Source organism: Methylobacterium sp. J-118, from assembly GCF_057836565.1.
The window spans coordinates 3,133,045-3,149,965 of sequence record NZ_JBYQFA010000001.1 but is presented as its reverse complement, the minus strand read 5'-3'; the positions used below and the strand labels follow the sequence as shown (position 1 = coordinate 3,149,965).

The 16,921-nt window shown below is 69.8% G+C and carries 12 protein-coding genes; 8 read left to right on the top strand and 4 right to left on the bottom strand.

Annotated elements, in window-relative coordinates:
- Window positions 1-286 precede the first annotated feature (286 nt).
- The 8 genes from AC3IF3_RS15170 to AC3IF3_RS15135 all read left to right on the top strand — a co-directional run bounded on the left by AC3IF3_RS15170 (window position 287) and on the right by AC3IF3_RS15135 (window position 13,270).
- Complete coding sequence (locus AC3IF3_RS15170; protein ID WP_243968413.1) at window positions 287-835, top strand: formaldehyde-activating enzyme; 549 nt, start codon at window positions 287-289, stop codon at window positions 833-835.
- A 293-nt stretch (window positions 836-1,128) separates the two neighbouring features.
- The gene (locus tag AC3IF3_RS15165; RefSeq protein ID WP_489229403.1) at window positions 1,129-2,133 is read left to right on the top strand and encodes an AAA family ATPase; all 1,005 of its coding nucleotides are present in this window, start codon (window positions 1,129-1,131) and stop codon (window positions 2,131-2,133) included.
- Window positions 2,134-2,135: 2 nt separating this feature from the next.
- On the top strand, window positions 2,136-3,047 hold the full coding sequence (locus tag AC3IF3_RS15160) for a DUF58 domain-containing protein (protein WP_489229402.1): 912 nt from the start codon (window positions 2,136-2,138) through the stop codon (window positions 3,045-3,047).
- 7 nt (window positions 3,048-3,054) lie between these two features.
- Window positions 3,055-5,874: a DUF4159 domain-containing protein gene (locus AC3IF3_RS15155; RefSeq protein ID WP_489229401.1), complete on the top strand. Its 2,820-nt coding sequence runs from the start codon at window positions 3,055-3,057 to the stop codon at window positions 5,872-5,874.
- A gap of 232 nt (window positions 5,875-6,106) precedes the next feature.
- On the top strand, window positions 6,107-8,191 hold the full coding sequence (locus AC3IF3_RS15150; protein ID WP_489229400.1) for a hypothetical protein: 2,085 nt from the start codon (window positions 6,107-6,109) through the stop codon (window positions 8,189-8,191).
- Between the two features lie 177 nt (window positions 8,192-8,368).
- Window positions 8,369-10,312 (top strand): extracellular solute-binding protein, encoded by a 1,944-nt coding sequence (locus AC3IF3_RS15145; RefSeq protein WP_489229399.1) that lies wholly within the window; start codon window positions 8,369-8,371, stop codon window positions 10,310-10,312.
- Window positions 10,309-12,162 carry an extracellular solute-binding protein gene (locus AC3IF3_RS15140; protein ID WP_489229398.1) on the top strand — a complete coding sequence of 618 codons (1,854 nt, stop codon included), beginning with the start codon at window positions 10,309-10,311 and terminating at the stop codon, window positions 12,160-12,162. Before AC3IF3_RS15145 ends, AC3IF3_RS15140 begins: the two co-directional genes overlap by 4 nt.
- A gap of 4 nt (window positions 12,163-12,166) precedes the next feature.
- Window positions 12,167-13,270: a microcin C ABC transporter permease YejB gene (locus AC3IF3_RS15135; RefSeq protein WP_489216970.1), complete on the top strand. Its 1,104-nt coding sequence runs from the start codon at window positions 12,167-12,169 to the stop codon at window positions 13,268-13,270.
- A gap of 30 nt (window positions 13,271-13,300) precedes the next feature.
- On the opposite strand, the gene AC3IF3_RS15130 is transcribed toward AC3IF3_RS15135, so the two are convergent.
- From AC3IF3_RS15130 to AC3IF3_RS15115, 4 genes are all read right to left on the bottom strand, one after another.
- Entirely contained in the window at window positions 13,301-14,542 is a 1,242-nt protein-coding gene (locus tag AC3IF3_RS15130) for a pilus assembly protein TadG-related protein (protein ID WP_489229397.1), read from the bottom strand.
- Window positions 14,542-14,976, bottom strand: a complete 435-nt coding sequence (locus AC3IF3_RS15125; protein ID WP_489229396.1) for a TadE/TadG family type IV pilus assembly protein — start codon at window positions 14,974-14,976, stop codon at window positions 14,542-14,544. The genes AC3IF3_RS15130 and AC3IF3_RS15125 overlap by 1 nt, the downstream gene beginning before the upstream one ends.
- A gap of 293 nt (window positions 14,977-15,269) precedes the next feature.
- Window positions 15,270-15,881: an NIPSNAP family protein gene (locus tag AC3IF3_RS15120; protein WP_489216964.1), complete on the bottom strand. Its 612-nt coding sequence runs from the start codon at window positions 15,879-15,881 to the stop codon at window positions 15,270-15,272.
- Window positions 15,882-16,096: 215 nt separating this feature from the next.
- Window positions 16,097-16,897, bottom strand: coding sequence for an AraC family transcriptional regulator (locus AC3IF3_RS15115; protein WP_489229395.1), 801 nt, complete (start codon window positions 16,895-16,897; stop codon window positions 16,097-16,099).
- Window positions 16,898-16,921 lie beyond the last annotated feature (24 nt).

The following is a 16,921-nucleotide window of genomic DNA, read 5'->3' as shown; positions in this document are numbered from 1 at the left end:
CCACGCCGCGATCCGCGAGAGACATCAGAGGGTTCGGCCGGCGGTCGCAGGCACGACCGTCCCGGCATGCGCGCCTTCCTAATGGTCCGGGCCGCCCGCGCCAAGGGCGGGGTCCGGTGCCGTCCCGGTCGCGGATCGGGGTGGATCGGCGCCGAAGGCGGGCGCCCCGTGCCGGAACGCGTGCTAGGGGAGACCCATCGGGCACGCCGCGCGACACGATCGGGCGCGCTCGCACGCCAAAATCCAAGCCGTGACCCATCAAGCCGTGACCCATGGAGTCGACCGTATGAGCGAACGCATCATCCTCCGCGCCGGCGAGGCGCTCGTGGCGGGCGGGCCGCCCAACACCGCCTCCGAACCGGAGGTCATCATCGGCGAGCTCGACGGGCCGGTCGGCACCGCGATCGCGACGCTGACCGGCGATCAGGTCGTCGGCCACAGCCGGGTCTTCGCGCTGCTCAACACCGACATCATGGTCCGGCCGGTGACGCTCTGCGTGTCCAAGGTGAGCGTCACCGAGAGCAAGTACACCTCGATCCTGATGGGCACGGTCCAGTTCGCCATCGCCAACGGCGTGCTCGACGCGGTGCGGGCGGGCTACATCCCCAAGGAGAAGGCCAACGATCTCGGCATCATCTGCTCGGTCTGGCTGAGCCCGGGGGTGATCCAGGCCGAGACGGTCGATCACAAGGCGCTGTTCGAGATCCAGCGCAGGGGCATGACCGAGGCGATCCGCAAGGCCATGACCAACGAGCCGTCGATCGACTGGCTGCTGGAGAACCAGGACAAGATCGTGCACAAGTATTACACGATGGGTCTTGAGGGGAAGATCTGATTATTTAAGCGCAAAGATCTCCCGGAACCGTTGGCCGCAAACCGGGCACGACCTCCGCGGATCCGCCGGGCGCCGCGTGAGGCCCCCGCGCGCCGCGTGAGGCCGCCGCGGAGGCGTCGCCATGGCGCAACGATGGCGGCGTCTCCGAGCCCGTCACTTCTCGCGCCCCCGGATCTCCCCGCGAATCACCGTGCGGCGATCCCGACCTTGCCAGCCCGGTGCGAACGGCCCCACATTGGCCGGATGACCGGTGGGGTCCCGCGGGACTCCGGGGGCAGGAGATGGACATCGGCATGACGCAGGGGATCAGCCCGGCCACCACCCTCGACGACGGTATCGTCGCCACCGCGGAGAGCTGCCTCGCCGCCGTCGGCGCGGCCCGGGACGCGATCCACGGGGTGATCTTCGGGCAGGAGAAGGTCGTCGACCTCGCCCTCGTGACCATCCTGGCCGGCGGCCACGGCCTGCTGGTCGGCCTGCCCGGCCTCGCCAAGACCAAGCTCGTCGAGACGCTGGGCACCGTGCTCGGCCTCGACGCGCGGCGGGTGCAGTTCACCCCGGACCTGATGCCCTCCGATATCCTCGGCACCGAGATTCTCGAGGAGGATGCCGACCGCCGCCGCGCCTTCCGGTTCGTGCAGGGACCGGTCTTCACCCAGCTCCTGATGGCCGACGAGATCAACCGGGCGAGCCCCCGCACGCAATCGGCCCTGCTCCAGGCGATGCAGGAGGGCCACGTCTCCGTGGCCGGCGCCCGCCACGACCTGCCGCGGCCGTTCCACGTGCTCGCCACCCAGAACCCGATCGAGCAGGAGGGCACCTACCCGCTGCCCGAGGCCCAGCTCGACCGGTTCCTGCTGGAGATCGATGTCGGCTATCCCGATCGCGCCGCCGAGCGCCGGATCCTGATCGAGACCACCGGCGTGAACGAGGTGCGCCCGCGGGCCGTGATGTCCACCGAGCAGCTGCTCACCGCCCAGCGCCTCGTGCGCCGGCTGCCCGTGGGCGAGGCCGTGGTCGAGGCGATCCTCGACCTCGTGCGCGCCGCCCGGCCCGAGGGCGGCGCCGCGCTGGTCAAGGACAAGCTCCTCTGGGGGCCCGGCCCCCGCGCCAGCCAGGCGCTGACGCTCGCCGCCCGCGCCCGGGCACTGATCGAGGGCCGGGTCGCTCCCTCAGTGGCCGACGTGAAGGCCCTGGCCGAGCCGGTGCTCAAGCACCGGATGGCCCTGAGCTACACCGCCCGCGCCGACGGCGAGACCATCGAGGGCCTGATCGGCAAGCTCGCGGAGACGATCTGACCTTGGTCGCCACCCACGCCCTCGACGCAGGCAGGCGCATTCCCGGCCGGCGCGAGAGCGAGGGCGCGACGGCGCTCTCGGACAAGATGCCCCGCCTCGTCCTGGAGGCGCGGCGCGTGTCGAGCCTGCTGGCCCACGGCCTGCACGGCCGTCGCCGGGCGGGACCCGGCGAGAGCTTCTGGCAGTTCCGCCCCTTCGTCACCGGCGAGGCCGCCGCGCGGGTCGACTGGCGGCGCTCCGCCCGGGACGACCGGCTCTACGTGCGCGAGCGCGAATGGGAGGCGGCCCACAATATCTGGCTGTGGATGGACCGCTCCGCCTCCATGGGCTTCTGTTCGGACCTGGCGTCGGCGCCCAAGGTCGAGCGTGCGCTCATCCTCGGTCTGGCGCTGGCCGACGCCTTCGTGGAGGGCGGCGAGCGGGTCGGGCTCCTGGGGCTGACCCGGGCCACCGCGTCCCGGGGGATCGTCGAGCGGATGGCGCAGTCCCTCGTGGCCGACAAGGCCGGCCTGACCCAGGATCTGCCGCCGCAGGCCCATCCCGCCCGGTTCGATGAGGTCGTGCTGATCGGCGACTTCCTGACGGAGCCCGACCGGATCGCCGCCTCGGTCCAGAGCCTCGCCGGCCGTGGCAGCCGCGGGCATCTGCTCATGATCGTCGACCCGATCGAGGAGACGTTCCCGTTCACCGGCCAGGCCGTCCTGCACGACCTCGAAGGCGGCCTCAGCCTCGATATCGGCGATGCCGATGCCTGGGGTGCGCGCTACCGCGCCCGGATCGCCGCGCACCGGGCGGCGCTGGCCGCCATCACCCGCGGCCAGGGCTGGACCCTGACGATCCACCGCACCGACCGGCCGGCGAGCGAGGGGGCCCTGCGGCTCGCCACGCTGATCGCCGCCCGCGGCCCGGAGTGAGGGCGCCATGCTGGGTCTGACCTTCGCCGCCCCGCTGGCGCTCGCCGCCCTGATCGGCCTGCCGGCCCTGTGGTTCCTGCTGCGGGTGACCCCGCCGCGGCCCCGGCGGATCGAGTTCCCGCCGCTCAAGCTCGTGGCCGACCTGATCCCGCAGCGGCAGAATCCGGCGCGCACGCCGCCCTGGCTGCTGCTGCTGCGTCTGCTGATCGCCGCGGCCCTGATCCTGGCGGTGGCCGGGCCGGTCTGGAATGCCGGGGGCGTCGGCGCCGGGGGCGGGCGCAGCGCGCTCCTCGTACTCCTCGACAACGGCTTTCCCGCCGCCCACGATTGGCGCGACCGGCTGCGGGTCGCCACCGATGCCGTGGAGGGCGCGGCCCGGGACGGCCGGCCCGTGGCGGTGATCGGCCTTGCCGACGCTCCGGCGGCTTTCGAGGCGAGGACCCCGGCCGCCGCCCTGGAGCGCCTGCGCGCCCTGGCGCCCCGCCCGATCCTGCCCGTCCGCGACGCGCATCTCGCGACGATCGAGACCTTCCTGGGCAAGAACCGGGGCGCCGGCCTCGTCTGGATCAGCGACGGCGTCGCCGGAGCCGCCGACGAGCGCTTCGCCAAGGGCCTCGCCGACCTCGTCGGCGGCAGCGGTGCGGCGCTGACGATCCTGCGGGCCGACCGGCCCCCGGCGCTGGCGCTCACCGCCACCGAGAATGCCGGCACCCTCGTCGCCCACGCCCTACGGGCGGCGCCGAACGGGCGCGACACCGGCGTGATCCGGGCGCTCGACCAGAAGGGCCTGCCCCTCGCCGAGCGCGACTTCGCCTTCGCGGCCGACGCGACCGAAGCACAGGCCGCCTTCGAGATGCCGGTGGAGCTGCGCAACAGCATCAGCCGCCTGGAGATCGCGGGCGAGCGCTCGGCCGGGGCGGTGGTGCTGCAGGACGAGCGCGGCAAACGGCGGCGGGTCGGGCTGGTCTTCGGCGGCACCCTCGACCAGGCCCAGCCCCTGCTGGCGCCGACCTACTACCTCGCCCGGGCGCTCCAGCCCTTCGCGGACGTGCAGGAGCCCCGCGGCGCCAAGGGTACGGCGGAGTCGATCAACCAGCTCCTCGACAATCAGGTCTCGGTGCTCGTCCTCGCGGATGTCGGCGCCCTGGACGACAAGACCACGGCCCGGATCGAGAGCTTCGTGAAGGCGGGGGGCATGCTGCTGCGCTTCGCCGGCCCGCGCCTCGCCGCCGGCAACGATCCCCTCGTGCCGGTGCGGCTGCGCCGGGGCGGCCGGACTCTCGGCGGGACGCTCTCCTGGGACAGCCCCAAGACCCTGGCGCCGTTCCCGCCCGAGAGCCCGTTTGCCGGCCTCAAGCCGCCGGCCGATATCGGTGTGCGCCGCCAGATCCTGGCCGAGCCGGACGGCGATCTGCCGAACCGCACCTGGGCCTCGCTCCAGGACGGCACGCCGATCGTCACCGCGCAGAAGCGCGGCCAGGGGACGATCGTGCTGTTCCACGTCACCGCCGACACGACGTGGTCGAACCTGCCGCTCTCGGGCCTGTTCATCGACATGCTCCGGCGGGTGGTCGCGCTCGCCGGCGCCGCGACGCCGATTCCGGGCGAGGCGCCGCGGGCGGCCGCCCCGGTCCTGGCCCCCCGGGTGACGCTGGACGGGTTCGGCGCGCTGGGCTCGCCGCCCGCCTCGGCCACGGCGGTGGCGGCCGACTATGCCGACCGGGCGAACCCGGAGCATCCGCCGGGCTTCTACGGCCCGCCGGACGGAGGAATCAGCGTGAACGCCCTGAAACCGGACGATCGGCTGAAACCCCTCGACGCCGTCGCCCTCGACGGGGCCCGCACCGGCTCCCTCGCCGGGGCCGAGACCGTCGATCTGCGCCCGAGCCTGTTCACCCTGGCGCTGCTGCTGCTGGCCCTCGACACCCTGGCGGGGCTGTGGCTCGGCGGGTTCCTGAGCCGGAGCGGGCTGATCGGACGCCTGCGCGGACGCCCGGCGGTGCTGGCCTTCGCGGGCCTCCTCCTGATCGCGGCCCTGCCGATTCAGCCCGTGCGCGCCGAGGAGCCGCCGATCAACCGGCCGAACGGCATCGAATCGGCGCTGGTGACGCGCCTGGCCTACGTGATCACGGGCGATGCCGCCGTCGACGAGGCGAGCCGCACCGGCCTCACCGGCCTGACCCAGATGCTGGCCTCGCGCACCGCCCTGGAACCCGGCGAGCCCGCGGGGATCGATCCGGCCAAGGACGAGCTGGCCTTCTACCCGCTGATCTACTGGCCGATCGCGCCGTCTCGGCCGCAGCCCTCGGAGACGACGATCCGCAAGATCGACGCGTTCATGCGCAACGGGGGCACCGTGCTGTTCGACACCCGCGACGCGCTCACGGCCCGGCCCGGCGGGCCGCCCTCCCCGGAGGCCGCCTACCTGCGCAAGATGCTGGCGACGCTCGAGGTGCCCGAACTGGAGCCGGTGCCCCTCGACCACGTGCTGACCAAGGCGTTCTACCTCGTGGACAGCTTCCCCGGCCGCTACGCCACCGGCCAGACCTGGGTGGAGGCCCTGCCGCCGGCCGCCGAGGGTGCCGAGCGCCGCCCGGCCCGGGCCGGTGACGGGGTCAGCCCGATCATCATCACCGGCAACGACCTCGCCGCCGCCTGGGCGGTGGGCCGGGGTGGGGAGCCGCTCTACCCGGTGGTCGGCGGCGACCAGCGGCAGCGCGAGATGGCGTTCCGGGGCGGCGTCAACATCGTGATGTACACGCTCACCGGCAACTACAAGGCGGACCAGGTCCACGTGCCCGCGCTGCTGGAGCGGCTGGGGCAGTGATTTTTTTTCATGACGAGACGCGCAACGCCGCTCCCCCTCCCCCCTCTGTGGGGGAGGGTGGCCCCCGGAGGGGGTCGGGAGAGGGGCAGCGCGACGTCTCAGGATCTGACGCCCGTCGCGACCTCTTCGGCACCGTCGCTCCCCTCTCCCGACCCGGCCTGACGGCCGGCCCACCCTCCTCCGCAGAGGGGGGAGGGAGACGCCGCATCACGGATCCGGAGCGCTCCGCCCCATGCTGAGCCTCAGCTTCACACCCCTCCTGCCCTGGCCGGCCATCGCCGTGCTGGGCGTCGTCGTGGCCGTCCTGGCGGTGTTCGCCGTCCTGGCACGGGGGCGGACCGCCCTGCTCCGCGTCCTCGTCCTCGCCCTGGTGCTGGCGGCGCTGACCAACCCCGCGCTCGTGCGCGAGGACCGGGAGCCGGTGAAGGACGTGGCCGCCATCGTGGTCGACCGGTCCGGGTCCCAGCAGCTCGGCGACCGGCCGCAGATGACCGACACGGTCCGGGCCGAGTTGCAGCGCCGCTTCGGGGCGCTCACCGACATCGAGCCCCGCTTCATCGACGTGCCCGACGCCAAGGACGGCGACGACGGCACCAAGCTGTTCACGGCGCTGGGCCAGGCCCTCGCCGATGTGCCCCCCGAGCGCCTCGCCGGGATCGTGATGCTCACCGACGGGGTGGTCCACGACATCCCCGCCTCCCTGGCGCAGCTCGGCATCAAGGCGCCGCTCCACGTCCTCGTCACCGGCCATCCGGACGAGCGCGACCGGCAGATCAAGCTGCTCGAGGCGCCCCGCTTCGGCATCGTCGGCAAAGACCTGACGATCCGCGCCGAGGTCATGGAGCGCGGCGGCACCGGCCATGCGGTGGTCACCATCCGCCGCGACGGCGAGGAGATCGGCCGGCGGGACGTCGCCACCGACAAGCCGTTCTCGCTGACCACCCGGATCGAGCATGGCGGCCCGAACGTGGTCGAGATCGAGGTCGAGCCGCTCCAGGGTGAACTGACCAACGTCAACAACCGCGCGGTCCTGCCGATCGAGGGCATCCGCGAGAAGCTTCGGGTGCTCCTCGTCTCCGGGGAGCCCCACCAGGGCGAGCGCACCTGGCGCAACCTGCTGAAGTCCGACGCCAACGTCGATCTCGTCCACTTCACCATCCTGCGCCCGCCCGAGAAGCAGGACGGCACGCCGATCTCCGAACTCTCCCTGATCGCCTTCCCGACGCGCGAGCTGTTCGTCCAGAAGATCAAGGATTTCGACCTGATCATCTTCGACCGCTACGCCAACCAGAGCGTGCTGCCGCAGGCCTATTTCGACAACATCGTCCGCTATGTCCGCGAGGGCGGCGCCCTGCTGATCGCGGCCGGACCCGAATTCGCCGGGCCAGCGAGCCTCGCCCGCACCCGGCTCGCCGGCATCCTGCCGGGGGACCCGGACGGTCGGGTGGTCGAGAAACCCTACAAGGCGACGCCGACCCCGATCGGCCAGCGCCACCCGGTGACCCGTGCCCTGCCGGGTTCGGACACCAATCCGCCCGCCTGGGGCGATTGGCTCCGCATCGTCGAGGCGCGCACCCGGCCCGGGATCGAGCCGATCCTGTCGGGGGCCGAGGGCCTGCCGCTACTGGCGCTCTCCCGGGAGGACAAGGGCCGCGTCGCCCTGCTCCTGTCCGACCATGCCTGGCTCTGGGCCCGGGGTTACCAAGAGGGCGGCCCCTATCTCGACCTGCTCCGCCGCCTCGGCCACTGGCTGATGAAGGAACCGGCCCTGGAGGAGGAGGCCCTGCGCGCCCAAACCACCGGGCGCGGCCGGGAGGTGCGGGTCGAGCGCCAGACCATGGCGGATCAGGCCGAGCCGGTCACCGTTACCGGCCCCACCGGCAAGGTGACGACGCTGACGCTCAAGCCTCAGGAGCCGGGCCTGTTCAGCGCGACCTTCGAGGCCGAGTCCCTGGGGCTGCACACGCTCCGCTCCGGCACCCTCGTGGCCTTCGTCAGCGTCGGCCCGGCCAACCCGCGTGAACTCGCCGACGTGTTCAGCGACACCGAGCGACTGAAGGGCGTGGCGGAGGGTTCCGGCGGCTCGATCCGGCGGATCGCCGAGGCCGGGAGCGCCATCCAGGTGCCGCGCCTCGCCACCGTGCGCAGCGGCCGCCTCGCGGGGGGTGACTGGATCGGCTTCCGGCCGAGTGACAGCGCCAATATCCGCGGCGTCGAGGTCTATCCCCTGACGCTGGGACTGGCGGCGCTCGCCGCTCTGGCGGCAGCGGTGCTGGCCATGTGGCTGGTGGAGGGAAGGCGCGGGCGGACGGTTTGAGGTTTCGTTCTCTCGCGCGTTGAGAGCTGGCCAACCGGATCGTAAAACCGCAACGCCCTCCCCCCTCGGCGGGGGAGGGAACCGTGCGACGCGTCACGCCTCGTTCGCGCACCGACCCGCAGACATCCGATCTCGACGCCCGGGCCGCCCCCGGCCTAAGACCTTCGTGAACGCTGAATGCCCCCGCACCCCCTGGTGCGCCGACATGGAGACAGCCTGCCCGTGACCGGACGCCTCCTCGCCGCGACGCTCCTCGCCGCCTGCCTCCAGCTCGCCCCGGCCCGCGCGCAGGAGCCGTCCGCGATGCCGTCGCCGCCGGCGACCCTGCCCGCCGCCACCGGCCAGTGGACCCACGCGATCACGCTGATGGGCCAGCCGAAATACGGCCCCGACTTCACCCATTTCGACTACGCCGACCCGGCCGCCCCCAAAGGCGGCCTCGTGCGCCTCGGCACGCAGGGCGGGTTCGACAATTTCAACATCATCGTCTCGGGCCTGAAGGGCGACCTCGAAGGCGGCATCCAGCAGATCTACGATCCGCTGATGACCCAATCCTCGGACGAGCCGTTCACCTCCTACGGCCTGATCGCCGAGGCGGTGCGGATCGCCCCCGATCTCGGCTCGGTCTCGTACCGGCTGCGCCAGGACGCCCGCTGGCACGACGGCCGGCCGATCACCCCCGAGGACGTGGTCTGGTCCTTCGACGTGCTGAAGGCCAACAGCCCGTTCTACGCCGCCTATTATCAGACGGTGGCCAAGGCCGAGGCGACCGGGCCGCACGAGGTGACCTTCACCTTCACCGAGACTGGCAACCGCGAGCTGCCCCAGGTGATCGGGCAGCTCCGCGTCCTGCCCAAGCACTGGTGGACCGCCAAAGATTCGAGCGGCAAGCCGCGCAACCCCACGGAGACCACCCTCGAGCCGCCGCTGGGCTCCGGCCCGTACCGGCTCGCGAAGTTCGACCCCGGCCGCAGCGCGACCTACACCCGCGTGCCCGATTATTGGGGCAAGGACCTCCCGGCCAATGCCGGCCACTACAACTTCGATACCGAGCGCTACGAGTATTTTCGCGACGGCACCGTGCTGGTCGAGGCGCTGAAGGGCGACCTCTACGATTTCCGCGTCGAGAACATCGCCCGGAACTGGGCCACGGCCTACGACGAGTTCCCGGCGGTGAAGGAGGGGCGCCTGATCAAGGAGGCGTTCCCCGACCGCGGCATGGGCATCATGCAGGCCTTCGCCTTCAACACCCGCCGGGACAAGTTCAAGGATCCGCGAATCCGCCGAGCCTTCAACCTGGCGATGAACTACGAGGAGATGAACAAGGCCCTGTTCTACGGCCTGTACAACCGGATCAATTCCTACTTCTTCGGCTCGGAACTCGCCTCCTCGGGCCTGCCGGAGGGTGACGAGAGGGCGATCCTCGAGAGCGTCAAGGACAAGATCCCGGCTTCGGTCTTCACCACGCCCTACGCCAACCCGACGAACGACACGCAGGACGCCGTGCGGAAGAACCTGCGCGAGGCGGTCGGCCTGCTGCGCGAGGCGGGCTACGAATTGCGCGGCGGCAAGATGGTCAACAGGGCGACGGGTGAGCCGCTGACCGTCGAGTTCCTGGAGTTCCAGAACACCTTCGAGCGGGTGATCCTGCCGTTCTCGGCGCAGCTGAAGCTGATCGGCATCGACGCCACCCTGCGGGTGATCGATGCGGCGCAGTACCAGAACCGGATCCGCAACTTCGACTTCGACATCACCACGACCTCGTGGGGCGAGTCGCTCTCGCCGGGCAACGAGCAGCGCGAATACTGGGGCTCTGCGGCGGCCGACAAGCCGGGCTCGCGCAACCTGATCGGGATCAAGGATCCCGGCATCGACGAGCTGATCGAGAAGGTGATCTTCGCCAAGGACCGGCCGGCGGTGATCGCGGCGACCCGGGCCCTCGACCGGGTGCTGCTGGCCCACGATTACGTGGTGCCGCAATGGTCCTCGAACCAGCAGCGGACCCTGCGCTGGAACCGGTTCGCCCACCCGGCGATCCTGCCGCTCTATGCCAGTTCCGGCTTCCCGACGACGTGGTGGTACGACGACAAGCTTGCGGCCAAGACCGGGGCGCCCCGTTGACCGGCGCCCCCTGGCCCCCGAGCCGGCGGGCCCTCCTCCTCGGCGCGGGCGCCCTTGCCACGGTCCGGCCAGTCCTGGCAGCCGACGCGGAGCGCCACGGCCTCTCGAGCTTCGGCGAGCTGAAGTATCCGCCCGGCTTCGAGCATTTCGACTACGTGAACCCGATCGCGCCGCGCGGGGGGCGCTTCTCGGCGCAGCTCGCGGCGACCATCGGCAACCAGGCGCTCAACACCTTCAACACGCTTAACATCTACGTGCTGCGTGGCGAGGGTGCCGCCGGGATGAACCTGACCTTCGACAGTCTGATGGTCCGCGCGCTGGACGAGCCGGACGCGGTCTACGGGCTGGTGGCGCGCGCCGTCGCGGCGAGCCCGGACGGGCTGACCTACACGTTCTCCCTCCGTCCACAGGCCCGGTTCCATGACGGCTCGCGGCTGACCGCGCGGGACGCCGCCTTCAGCCTCAAGCTCCTGCGCGACAAGGGCCACCCGGAGATATCCGAGGTGATCCGCGCCATGACCGATGCCCGGGCCGAGGGCGACGAGCGGCTGGTCGTCACCTTCGCAGCCGACCGCGCCCGGGACCTGCCGCTGTTCGTGGCGCAATTGCCGATCTTCTCCGCCGCCTATTACGGCACCCGCGACTTCGAGGCCTCGAGCAAGGAGGCGCCCCTGGGCTCGGGCCCCTACCGGGTCGGCACCGTCGATCCCGGCCGCTCCATCGGGCTCGAACGGGTTCCGGATTACTGGGCCGCCGAATTGCCGGTGAATGTCGGCCAGAACAACTTCGACACCCTCCGCTACGAGTATCTTCGCGACCGCACCGTGGCGTTCGAGGCGTTCAAGAGCGGCGCCTTCACGTTCCGGGAGGAGTTCACCGCCCGGGTCTGGGCCACCGGCTACGACTTCCCGGCGCTCGCCGAGGGCCGCGTGGTCCGCGAGACGGTACCGGATTCGCGGCCGAGCGGCACGCAAGGGTGGTGGATCAACACCCGCCGCGCGGCGTTCCGCGATCCGCGCGTGCGCGAGGCGATCGGCCTGTGCTTCGACTTCGAGTGGTCGAACCGCAACCTTATGTACGGCGCCTACGCGCGGACCGCCTCGTTCTTCGAGAACTCGGATCTCAAGGCGACGGGCAAACCCTCCGCAGCGGAACTCGCCCTGATGGAGCCCCTGAAGGACCTCCCCCCGGAGGTGTTCGGCGAGGCCTGGACGCCGCCGGTGTCGGACGGGTCGGGCCAGGACCGGGCGCTTCTCAAGCGCGCCGACGCGCTGCTGCGCGAGGCCGGCTGCACCCGGCAGGGCGGCAGCCTCCTGCTGTCGGGCGGGCAGCCGCTGACCCTCGAATTCCTCGACAACGATCCCGTGTTCCAGGCGGTCACGCAACCCTTCATCCGCAACCTGGGCCTGCTCGGGATCAGGGCCACGCTGCGCACCGTCGATCCGTCGCAATACGAGGCCCGCCTCAAGGAGTTCGACTTCGACCTCACGGCGCGCCGCTACGGCAGCGGCGTGACCCCGGGGGCGGAGCTGCGCGAGACCTACGGGTCCCGGTCGGCCGGGACCGCCGGGTCCAACAACCTGTCGGGGATCGCGGACCCGGCGATCGACGCGCTGCTCACCGCCGTCGCCGACGCCCAATCCCGGGCGGACCTGACCACGGCGTGCCGGGCCCTCGACCGGGTGCTGCGGGCCGGGCGCTACTGGGTGCCGATGTGGTACGGCTCGACCCACCGCCTCGCCCTGTGGGACGTCTACGGCCGTCCGGCCAAAGCACCGACCTACGACCTCGGCGCACCGGGGACGTGGTGGTTCGACGCCGGGAAAGCCAAGCGGATCGGGCGGGACTGACGCGATGATCGCCTACATCCTGCGCCGCATCGGCCTGATGATCCCGACCCTGTTGGGGATCATGCTGATCACCTTCACCATCGTGCAGTTCGCCCCGGGCGGGCCGGTGGAGCGGGTTCTGTCGCAGCTGCAGGGCCAGCGCGACGGCACGATGTCGCGCGTGACCGGCGGCGGCGGCGACCTCGGCGGCGGCAGCCGGCCGGCCGGCGGCGGGGAGGCGAGTTCCCGCTACCGCGGCGCGCAGGGGTTGAGCCCGGACTTCATCGCCAAGCTGGAGAAGCAGTTCGGCTTCGACAAGCCGGCCCCGGAGCGCTTCGCCAAGATGCTGTGGGACTACGTCCGGTTCGATTTCGGCCGCAGCTACTTTCGCGATGTGACGGTGATCCAACTGATCCGGGAACGCCTGCCGGTCTCGGTCTCGCTGGGCCTGTGGATGACCCTCCTGTCCTACGCGATCTCGATCCCGCTGGGCATCCGCAAGGCCGTGAAAGACGGCGAGCGCTTCGACCGCTGGACCTCCTTCGTGGTGATCATCGGCTACGCGATCCCGGGCTTCCTGTTCGGGCTGATGCTGATCATCCTGTTCGCGGGCGGCTCGCTCTACCAGTGGTTCCCGCTCCGCGGCCTGACCAGCGAGGGCTGGGAGGGGTTTTCCCCCTGGCACAAGGTGACCGACTACGCCTGGCACATGGTGCTGCCCCTGACCGCCCTGGTGATCGGCGCCTTCGCCACCTCGACCCTGCTCACCAAGAACTCGTTCCTCGACGAGATCCGCAAGCAATACGTGCTCACCGCCCGGATGAAGGGCCTGTCCGAGCGGCGCGTGCTCTACGGCCACGTCTTCCGGAACGCCATGCTGATCGTGATCGCGGGGTTCCCGGGCGCCTTCATCTCGGCCTTCTTCACTGGATCGCTGCTGATCGAGACGATCTTTTCGCTGGACGGCCTGGGTGAGCTGTCCTTCCGCGCGATCGTGGGACGCGACTATCCGGTGGTGTTCGCCACCCTCTACATCTTCTCGCTCCTGGGGCTGGCGGTGAACCTGCTGTCGGATCTGATCTACGTCTGGATCGACCCGCGGATCGATTTTTCCGCGCGGGCGACGTGAGAAGACCCAGCGGCATCAGCCCGCGCGCCGTCAGAGGACCAGCTTGGATCGGCTGACCAATCCGGGCGGACGCCGCGGATTGGACGGAAAGGCATTGAACTTCATCACGCCAAGCCCCGTCGCGATCAACCTGTTGACGATAAGATATCCGTAATTCGACTGGATCGCGCCGAGTCCAGTCAGTGTCAAATTGGTCGACGGGGCGTAGATGGTACCGTTAAGGCTTATCGAACTGCTACCAATCAAGTTCAGTGCCGAATTTGCCGCCGATCGAGAATAGAAAACGACGATCCCTTGATAGACCCCGTTCGGAGGGGCAGTGAGATTGATCGACGCCAGGCCGACCATCGTGAATCTCGATGCCGAATCGAGGTAGATCATGACCCCGTCGCCCTGGAGAATTGATCCTCCCAGAAGATTTAAAGTCGCGCTCTGGAACTGATAAATTCCGGGATTGAGGGTTACAGATCCGATTACGGTGATCGTTCCCGCATAACATCCCGGATTGAGGACCCCTCCGATCGCCGTGACGTTCGAGTTTTGGCAATTCGCGAAAGGAGCCGGCTCGGGGATGGTCGACAGGGGATCTGTTTTCACAGGACATCCGGTTGTCGGATTGGGCGTGAAGACGCCCACGCCCAGCGATAGATAGCCACCGACGTCACAGATCTGACTGACGTTGACGGTATACAATCCGACCGTGGTAATGGCGCTGTTGCTGCTCGAGTTGACTTGTAACCCGCAACTGGAGGTGAACGTCACGCCGCCAACGAATTGCACGGCGCCGGAGGAAGATGGATCCAGCGCATAAAGGCATGTGCTTGTTGATGCGGTGGCAATCGATGAAGCGTGGACAGAGTAACCGCTCGATAGGCCGATCGCTCTCGTAAAGACCCCCTGGATCGCGTTTCCATGCGCGAAATCACGGGCCGTCTTCACGCGGACTGCGGTCGGATTCGACGCTGTGACTTGAAATGCTCGGCTCGACGCGTCGTAGATACCGAGATCGATATCGGACGCACCGACCACGTTTGACGTGCCTTGCGGAGCATTCATCTGCGCCAGCTGAGCCGCGCTCGCTTTCGCCGTTGCCGGATTGCTGATCGCATCCGCCCCCGCTAGGGCTCCGGCATCGGCCGCCAATTGCAGTTGCGCCTGATTGTACCGAAGATTGGCGAGGTCGAAGGTCAGCGCGCACAATCCCATCGCGACGGGCAGGATCAACGCAAAGATGATCGACACCCCGCCGGCCCGGCTCCTCGCAAGGTTCATCAGCCCCCCTCCGAAATAAACGACGCTTTTGTCGTCAATGTCGAAGGTCCGTAGACCGTTTTGAGAAATTTGATCGGCGTAGCGTCAGCGATGGCGATCGTTACCGTTACAGTATAGATACCATTCGACAGGACGACGGGTGGAATTACGGCCTTCGATTGAACCCAGGCGGGCAATTGATTCCGCACGGTCGAGGCGGCATTCGTGGCTTGCAATTGTCCAATCGCGACCTGTCGAGCGACTTGCCAACCACTCTGTTGTGCGGAATTGAACGTGTAATATATGAAACTGAAATCGATCAAAGCGCCAATCATCGCAATCAATATTGGCGATATCAGCGCAAATTCGACGGCAATCGAAGCATTCGCTTTGCGGCCGAATGCGGTGATTGGAGCCCTACGCAGCCAAACGGCAAAGTGGTATGATTTCCTCATCCGAAATCAGCCTTGCGGAAGCGGTCATCGCTATACGCCTTCCCTTACCAAAATACTAATTTCTAGTTGTATTCAATAATTGTTCGCCCTCAGGTTGCAGTGCCCGATCGGCGAATTGCCTCGACCGCTCTGTAGGCCCCCGAACCGTGAGCGTGTTGCAACCCGGAGTCCCGGAGGTGTCAGCGGCAAGATCCACCTGGTTTCCGGATTTCGTTCACCGCCTGATGCGGCAAGCCGACACCGGACGGCCGGGCGGATGTCGAGCCGCAGAACCAATCCTCACGGCGCGCCGCTCACGACAGGGGTGAGCCGGGATCCGGCAGCGCGATGGTCGAGGTCGCCTCGAGGATCTGGTCCGGGCCGCCCTTCGGCGGCCACAGGCCGGACGCGTAGACCTCCCCGCGGAGACGCGCCCGTTCCTCCAGGCTGGAGAAGGCCCAGATGTGCATGATCCGCGGTGCGCCGTCGAGGGCGTACAGGTTGGTCACGAGATGGGCGGTGTAGGTCCGGGCCGGCCCCATCGCCGCCTCCCAGGCCGCCAGTGTCGGTGCGAGGCCGCCGGGCCGGAGCCGGTAGGTGCGGACCTCGTAGACGCCCCCGCGCGGGCCGGTCCGCAGGGGCGGCAGGAACGGAAACGGCGCATAGCTGTCCATGGTCAGACCCGTGAGCAGATCGCCGACGTGGAACGGCCCGGCGCTCATCAGGGCGCGCCGCCGCTCCGTGGTCATCGCCTCGGGGGTGTCGAAGCCGCGCAGGACGAGCACCCGTCCGAGGGTGCCGATCTCGGTCCGCCAACAGCCAAGCAGCGTCCCGGCCTCCGCCTCGGCGGCCCAGTTCCGCGCCCGCGTGCAGACCTCGCCGACGGCGAGCAGCGGGCAGGACAAGGTAGCGAGTTCGTAGAGCATGGGTCGCTTATCCCGGTTGGCGCCGTCCGGTGATGCGGCATCCGGCGCGCAGCATAGCGGCCCAGCCCGGCACGATGTCGACAGCCTGGCCCGCGGGATCGCCTGGCTCCGCACGCAAGGACGGCGGCACCAGAACCGGCGGCCGGGACGGGTACCTACCCTCGGTCGCCACGCCGCGCGGTCGAAGCTGGATCGCTTCTCCGTACCGACACGGATCAGGCGGGCGGTTGGCGGGCACCCGCCGGCCCCAGCAGCCGCATCACCGTGCTCCGAAGCGCCTGCCCGCTCCGGTAGCCCACCGCCGCCGCCACCGCCCGGGGCGGCCGCCCCTCGGCCGTGAGGGCGAGCGCCCGGATCACCCGGGCCCGGGCCCGCCAGTCGCCGAAGCTCAGGCCCGTCTCGGCCCGGAATCCCCGGGTCAGCGTCCGCCGGCTCGCCCCGGCCCGGTCGGCCCAGGCATCGAGATCCGCCTCGGAGGCCGGATCCGCGATGAGGCCGAGGCAGACTCGGCGCAGGCGCGGATCGCGCGGCAGCGGCAGGGTCAGCGGCGTCGCCGGGGCGCGGCCGATCTCGTCGAGGACCAACGCGGCGAGATGGCCGCCGCGGCCGTCGACCGCGTAGAGCACCGGCTCCTCTGCCAGGGCCACCAGGGCGGCCGACAGCAAGGGCGATACTGCCACCACCCGGCAGGTGTCGGGGAAGGTCGTGACCACGGTCCGGTCGAGATAGGCCGTGCACAAGGCCACGGGCCCGTGCGCGACCGTCGCGTGCGGCAGGCACGCGGGAATCCAGAGGGCGTGGCCCTCCGGAACGACCCAGGTGCCGTCCTCGGCCGAAGCGGTCATCAGCCCCGCCGTGGCGTAGAGCAGCTGCGCGCGAGAATGGTGGTGCAGCCCGGTCTCGCTTCCCGCCGCCAGGGGCTTGCGGACGACCGCGACCGGGCGGGGCACGTGCTGATAGTCGGCCGCCGCAGTCGAGCGCGGCACCGCCGTCGAGAATGGCCCGTTCGCATCCATATCCGGCCCGACACCGCCATCGGG

Bases quoted from the DNA above. Each gene is read 5' to 3' on its own strand.
- AC3IF3_RS15170 (WP_243968413.1), top strand. From the start codon at position 287: ATGAGCGAACGCATCATCCTCCGCGCCGGCGAGGCGCTCGTGGCGGGC.
- AC3IF3_RS15165 (WP_489229403.1), top strand. From the start codon at position 1,129: ATGACGCAGGGGATCAGCCCGGCCACCACCCTCGACGACGGTATCGTC.
- AC3IF3_RS15155 (WP_489229401.1), top strand. From the start codon at position 3,055: ATGCTGGGTCTGACCTTCGCCGCCCCGCTGGCGCTCGCCGCCCTGATC.
- AC3IF3_RS15150 (WP_489229400.1), top strand. From the start codon at position 6,107: ATGCTGAGCCTCAGCTTCACACCCCTCCTGCCCTGGCCGGCCATCGCC.
- AC3IF3_RS15145 (WP_489229399.1), top strand. From the start codon at position 8,369: ATGCCCCCGCACCCCCTGGTGCGCCGACATGGAGACAGCCTGCCCGTG.
- AC3IF3_RS15135 (WP_489216970.1), top strand. From the start codon at position 12,167: ATGATCGCCTACATCCTGCGCCGCATCGGCCTGATGATCCCGACCCTG.
- AC3IF3_RS15130 (WP_489229397.1), bottom strand. From the start codon at position 14,542: ATGAACCTTGCGAGGAGCCGGGCCGGCGGGGTGTCGATCATCTTTGCG.
- AC3IF3_RS15125 (WP_489229396.1), bottom strand. From the start codon at position 14,976: ATGAGGAAATCATACCACTTTGCCGTTTGGCTGCGTAGGGCTCCAATC.
- AC3IF3_RS15120 (WP_489216964.1), bottom strand. From the start codon at position 15,881: ATGCTCTACGAACTCGCTACCTTGTCCTGCCCGCTGCTCGCCGTCGGC.
- AC3IF3_RS15115 (WP_489229395.1), bottom strand. From the start codon at position 16,897: ATGGATGCGAACGGGCCATTCTCGACGGCGGTGCCGCGCTCGACTGCG.